At 61.9% G+C, this 4,050-nt stretch carries 4 protein-coding genes; all 4 read right to left on the minus strand.

The window, feature by feature from the left end; all coding sequences use genetic code 11:
* Nucleotides 1–180 precede the first annotated feature (180 nt).
* Nucleotides 181–1,458: a hypothetical protein gene (locus EOA32_RS34095; RefSeq protein WP_128374054.1), complete on the minus strand. Its 1,278-nt coding sequence runs from the start codon at nucleotides 1,456–1,458 to the stop codon at nucleotides 181–183.
* A 114-nt stretch (nucleotides 1,459–1,572) separates the two neighbouring features.
* Complete coding sequence (locus EOA32_RS34100) at nucleotides 1,573–3,105, minus strand: IS66 family transposase (RefSeq protein ID WP_128374055.1); 1,533 nt, start codon at nucleotides 3,103–3,105, stop codon at nucleotides 1,573–1,575.
* 69 nt (nucleotides 3,106–3,174) lie between these two features.
* Complete coding sequence (gene tnpB / locus EOA32_RS34105; RefSeq protein WP_128374056.1) at nucleotides 3,175–3,531, minus strand: IS66 family insertion sequence element accessory protein TnpB; 357 nt, start codon at nucleotides 3,529–3,531, stop codon at nucleotides 3,175–3,177.
* On the minus strand, nucleotides 3,528–3,974 hold the full coding sequence (locus tag EOA32_RS34110; protein ID WP_128374057.1) for a transposase: 447 nt from the start codon (nucleotides 3,972–3,974) through the stop codon (nucleotides 3,528–3,530). Before EOA32_RS34110 ends, tnpB begins: the two co-directional genes overlap by 4 nt.
* Between the last annotated feature and the right edge of the window lie 76 nt (nucleotides 3,975–4,050).

Here is a 4,050-nt window from a genome sequence, read left to right on the forward strand (position 1 = left end):
CGTAAGCGGTGTTCCCGGGCCACGACGCAACCTTGGTAGTCGGCGCAGCGGATGCCTTGCGCCCGAACCTCCAGGATTCGCGAGTGCCGACTGTTGGGCCGCAACACCTCGGCGCAACCATCGGATAGTCGGGTTTCAACCTTCTCTACGCCAGCGCTGGGCTGAAATGCTGCGACGCTATTAGTTAGCTCGAACGTCAATCGGATTTGGCGCAAACACGAACCAATTGTCCTTGGTCTTCAGTGCTTCAAGTCGTGCTCGATACGGAGCAATCTCGTCCGCCGGAGCTTGCATGATTAGATGGAAAATCTGTTGCGCATTGCTCCGCGCATTGTGTCGCAGTTCTACTCCGCGTTCGACCGTAAGCACCATCGCGTCGAGACGGGGCAGGATAATGTCCATCCGACCACGCAATGCAGGAAAGGGTACGCTGCCAATCTGGGCACCCGGGTCCCTCAAGGCACGGTCGAGATTGGCAGTCTGTTCGTCTAGGACACGTTTGAGCGCGGCTGCTGTGTCCGCGCGTACTTGCTTCGGATCGCCAGCCTGTCTGTCGGACGGAGCCACAGGCTTCAGCCCAAGCGCCCGCGCAAGTACGATGTCGTCTGATCCATACCGCAAGTCAGTGTCATTTAGCTGGGTGAAACGATCTCGGACGAAACCCGCTGTGCAATCCCAGGATGGCGCGGCCGAGTTAAGCGCGCAACCCATCACGAGTTTTGGTATCCAGCCGAGCGGCGCAGCATGGCCGCCGCTCAGAGAGAAGACCGAGCCATCTGGCAATGCGACGGTGGTCACGATGTCGGTGACGGGCAGGCCGCTAACGATGCGGTTGGATTCAGAGCGGCGCACCAGGGCGACCGGCAAAATCGGATCTTCTGGCTGTCCCATGTCGCAAAATCGAGTTTCGAATTTGCCAGAACCGAGTAACCCGTCTCTGTCATGAAAGCCGAACACGCTGATGCCAGTCCCCCTGAGGGACTTGTCACGACGGATTCGATCGCACTCAGTCCGGTCTACGAGGCGGGTAGACCTATAATGCCATTCCCCTTCCTCGTCGCTTCGTCTGTATACGACTGGCAAGGCGTAGTTATTTACCAACCAATTGCCTGAAATGCTGCCTTCGAACACGAGCGCTTGCCGAGATGGATCGAAAGGAATCAGCACATCAGCATTTGACGTCGCTATCTGATGTTTGAGATTCCAAAGTATTTGGTGATCCCCGAGCGCGTAACCGGCATACCCGACAAACCAAGCTATCGGTAAAATCATCCAGCCTTTCCCCACCTTGCCTGCTGCCGCTTCAGCGCCGACGCCAATAAACCCAAGATTGATTAGAATCACAGACCAAAACGGTGCGCCTAAAACCATTAGGAACACGCCTGTGTAAGGGAATAGCTGCAGTAAGAAAGCTATCGCAGTGGCAGCAAAAAACAGGAGTGAGCGGGGTAATCGCATGATTAGCTATTACCGGCCACTGACTTACAGGATTCTTAATTCGTTGTTATAAAGTTGACGTCCTGGTCAAAGGGCTTCAACTACTCGCAAATCATTGATTCGCAAAGCGGTGTCTCAGGCCACGGCGTTAAGCTTGGGAGCGGCGAGATAGGCCCAGGGAAGAAGCTCGTCGATCTGGCTGTTTGGGTGGCCGTTGACGATCCTGGTGAGCACGTCGGCGAGGTAGCCGAGCGGCTCGACGTCGTTCAGCTTGCAGGTCTCGATCAGCGAAGCGACGACGGCCCAGTGCTCGGCGCCGCCGTCAGAGCCGGCAAAGAGGGCGTTCTTCCGGTTGAGCGCGATCGGGCGGATCGACCGCTCGACGGTATTGCTGTCGATCTCGATGCGGCCGTCGTCAAGGAAGCGCGAGAGTCCCTCCCAGCGTGACAGCGTATAACGGATCGCCTCGGCGAGCTTCGTCTTCTGGCTGATCAGGCCGAGCTTCTCGCGCAGCCACGGCTCGAGCTCGGCCAGGATCGGCCGGCTCCTTTCCTGGCGCACGGCAAGACGTGCGTCTGCCGGCTGGCCGCGGATGTCGTCCTCGACGCGATAGAGTTCCGCGATGCGCCGGAGCGCCTCACTCGCGATCGGCGCCGGACCGGCTGCGGCGAGCTCGTAGAAGCGCCGGCGCACGTGTGCCCAGCAGAAGGCGAGCGTTGCGCCGCTCTTGTCGGCGAGCACCCGATAGCCACCATATCCGTCGACCTGCAGGATTCCGGCAAAGCCTGCGAGATGAGCGATCGGTCGCTCCGCCTTTCGGTCCGGCGCATAGACATAGGCGACGCCCGGTGGGTCGCTTCCGTTCCATGGTCGGTCATCGCGGGCGTAAGCCCAGAGCTGCCCGGTCTTGGTCTTGCCGCGGCCGGGATCGAGCACCGGCGCCGTGGTCTCGTCGGCAAAGAGCTTGGGCGAGGCTTTCAGCTTCTCCAGCAGTCGCTCGTGGACTGGACGCAGATGCCAGGCCGCACGGCCGACCCAGTCGGCGAGCGTGGATCGGTCGAGGTTGATACCCTGCCGGGCGTAGATCTGCGCCTGGCGATAGAGCGGCAGGTGATCGGCATATTTGGAGACCAGAACCTGGGCAACCGTCGCCTCGGTCGGCAGACCGCCTTCGATCAGCCGGGCCGGCGCTGGAGCCTGCACGACCACGTCCTCGCAGGCGCGACACGCATATTTGGGCCGCCGCACGACGATCACGCGCAGCTGCGCCGGCACGATGTCGAGTCGTTCGCTGACGTCTTCGCCGATCCGATGAAGCCCGTTGCGACAGCACCGGCAGGCATGGTCCTCGATGTCGACGACCATCTCGATGCGCGGCAAGTGTTCCGGCAGCGAACCACGGTTGGCTCGCCTCTTCGCGATGCGCTGCGTTCGTTTGGCCGGATCGGCACGTTCGGCTTCTTCCTCGCCTGCCGCCTCGATTTGCTCGGCCTCCTCGAGGCCAAGGAGCAGTTGATCTTCGGGCAGGCTCTCGGCGCGGCGACCGAAGCGGTGGCGCTGCAATCCCTTGATGATCTGGGTCAGGCGGGCATTCTCGGCATCGCGCGCCAGGACCATCGCCTTCAGCACATCCGGATCGTCGGGAAGCTGGTCCGCCGTCATCGCCATGATCGGATCAGACCATATTCGCCAGTTCCGGGCGACAGCGGAATCCGGGCTGATTCACTTGGTCGCGGATCAACCCGCCTGCGCCGGAGCGAGCGTCCGGCGGGCTTCATGGACGCGCCGCCAATCAAGCCCCTCAAGCAGCGCCGACAACTGAGCGGCCGTCAGCCGCATCACGCCATCCTGCACTTTCGGCCAGCGGAACTCGCCATCCTCCAGACGCTTCGCATAGAGGCAGACGCCGGTGCCGTCCCAGAAGATCAGCTTGATCCGATCCGTCCGTTTCGCGCGGAAGACATAGACTGCACCGCTGAACGGATCGGCATCCATCGTCTCGCGCACCAACGCGGCCAGCCCTTCCGCCCCCTTGCGGAAGTCCACCGGCTTCGTCGCCACCATGACCTTGACGGCGCCCGTCGGCCCGATCACGACGTTGCCTTCAGCGCACGGATCACCGCCGCAACCGTCTTGGCATCGGCGCCACGGCCGACCCGCATGGCGATGCCGTCGATCTCAAGCTCGATCACGCCAGCGTCGCGGGTCGCTTTCCGCTTCCGTGGCTGTGCTGGACGCGTCGGCGCGGGTCCCGAAGGCGGCGTCTTCACCACCACCGGAACAAAGAGCGGTTCGGGCGCCGGCGATGCCATCGACGGCTGACGAGCAGCCCGACGCCACGCGAACAATTGCTGCGGGGACAAGGCATATCGCCGGGCCACCGCGCTCACGGTCTCGCCGACCTCGTAGCTTTCCGCCACGATCCGTGCCTTCTCATCCGGCAGCCATTCCCGCCGCCGACCGGAGCCGGTGAAGATCTCCAGCCGGCGAACCGGCTCTTCATCATTGGACTTAAGCGTAAGCTCTGAAATCGTCATGTGTCGAAGCCCTTAAAGGCTCCGAACATCGTTCCTCACGGTCACGCGCGAAAGGTGCTGTCAGAACAGCGCTTAC

It is taken from the genome of Mesorhizobium sp. M1A.F.Ca.ET.072.01.1.1, assembly GCF_004023325.1.
Classification (GTDB): domain Bacteria; phylum Pseudomonadota; class Alphaproteobacteria; order Rhizobiales; family Rhizobiaceae; genus Mesorhizobium.

Coding starts and splice junctions, on each gene's coding strand:
- EOA32_RS34095 (WP_128374054.1), bottom strand. CDS start 1,458: ATGCGATTACCCCGCTCACTCCTGTTTTTTGCTGCCACTGCGATAGCT.
- EOA32_RS34100 (WP_128374055.1), bottom strand. CDS start 3,105: ATGGCGATGACGGCGGACCAGCTTCCCGACGATCCGGATGTGCTGAAG.
- EOA32_RS34110 (WP_128374057.1), bottom strand. CDS start 3,974: ATGACGATTTCAGAGCTTACGCTTAAGTCCAATGATGAAGAGCCGGTT.